Genomic DNA, 1,292 nt, shown 5'->3' with positions numbered 1-1,292 from the left:
TTCGCGGTGTACGACCGGGGACATCCTTTACATCGTAAACCGGGGACATGGTTTACACATTTGAGGCTTGGACGCGGTTTTCACCCCGTCCAAGTCTTCCCAGGAGATGGTCACACAGGAAAACATCCCAAACATCATCTTCCACTTCTTTTAGGCCGATCCTCTCGCCAGAAAGGGCTTCGCTGATGAACAACAGCTTGCCCTTCCATTTGATCGACCCATTCTGCCTGACACTGCGGACCGCCATTTCGGCGGGGTACTCCACGATAGGCAGGCATCCTGGGTAAATTCGATCAGAGGGTACGTATAGTTCGGATGGGCGCTTCATTCCCAACGCCTCGTGGGGCCGAACATAGTTGAACTCGTGCCGAAAGTGCTCGAGCAATAGCTGCTGATCGATCAGGTTTTGTCCTATCGGCAGTTCAAGCTTCATGCTTCGATGCATTCGTTCATGACGGCCGTTCTGATCAGGTCGCGCGGGTGCGGTCCGCTCAGGAATGATACCGAGGCGGATCAACCAAACCGCGATTGTAGACATCCTTGCCAAGCCAACTGAGGCAAATGGGCTGCCGTTATCGGAACGGATGACCTCCGGCATGCCATGCTCTTGAAAAAGCCACTCAAGTGTCTGTATCACCGGCTGCGTCATGATGTTCTTGTGGGCTTTGCAGGCCAGGATGAGGCGGGAGGCGTGGTCAGTGACCGTCAAGGGATAGCACCATTGGCCATCGAGCATTTTAAACTGGCCCTTGTAGTCGATACACCAGGTTTTATTCGGCTCGTTGGCCTCCCGCATCTTTGTGGGGCTCTTTGCGTATCGCCGTCTAGGGCCACGCTTGTGAACCATGCCCATCCGGTCTAGCCACTGACCTGCCGTGCTTGGAGAAGGCCAATCAATAGAGGGATCTTCAAGACGCAGCAACTCAATAAGCTTCTTGGGACCCCATTTGTCGTGCACTTCTTTCATCGCAACAATGCGGCTCAGTAGCTCATCGCTGGTCTTGTTAGGGCTGTTGTTAGGGCGCCGTGAAGCGTCGGACAGCGCCGCAAACCCACCCGCATCATATCGGGCTATCCACTTGTCGATCGTCGGGCGGCTGACGCTGTACCGGCATGCCAGCTGGCTCTTGGTGCAATCACCGGAAAGCCATTCACTGACCAGTCTGATTCGTTGATCCATGGGGGACTCTTGGTTCCAGGGCATGATCAGATACCTCCTGATCATGCGTATTAGCCTGTAAACCATGTCCCCGGTTTGAAATGTAAACGATGTCTCCGGTTTGTACCGCGGG

General features: G+C 54.5%; 1 protein-coding gene. It reads right to left on the bottom strand.

Annotation, left to right across the window (positions count from 1 at the left end; translation table 11 throughout):
- Positions 1 to 52 precede the first annotated feature (52 nt).
- Positions 53 to 1,204 (bottom strand): DDE-type integrase/transposase/recombinase, encoded by a 1,152-nt coding sequence (locus tag FEM01_RS23995; protein WP_138221889.1) that lies wholly within the window; start codon positions 1,202 to 1,204, stop codon positions 53 to 55.
- Positions 1,205 to 1,292: the final 88 nt, after the last annotated feature.

Source organism: Pseudomonas mosselii (genome assembly GCF_005796105.1).
Lineage (GTDB): Bacteria > Pseudomonadota > Gammaproteobacteria > Pseudomonadales > Pseudomonadaceae > Aquipseudomonas > Aquipseudomonas mosselii_C.
Note: the sequence above shows the minus strand (reverse complement) of the source record. Positions and strands in the feature narration are given on the sequence as shown.

Coding starts and splice junctions, on each gene's coding strand:
- FEM01_RS23995 (WP_138221889.1), bottom strand. CDS start 1,204: ATGCCCTGGAACCAAGAGTCCCCCATGGATCAACGAATCAGACTGGTC.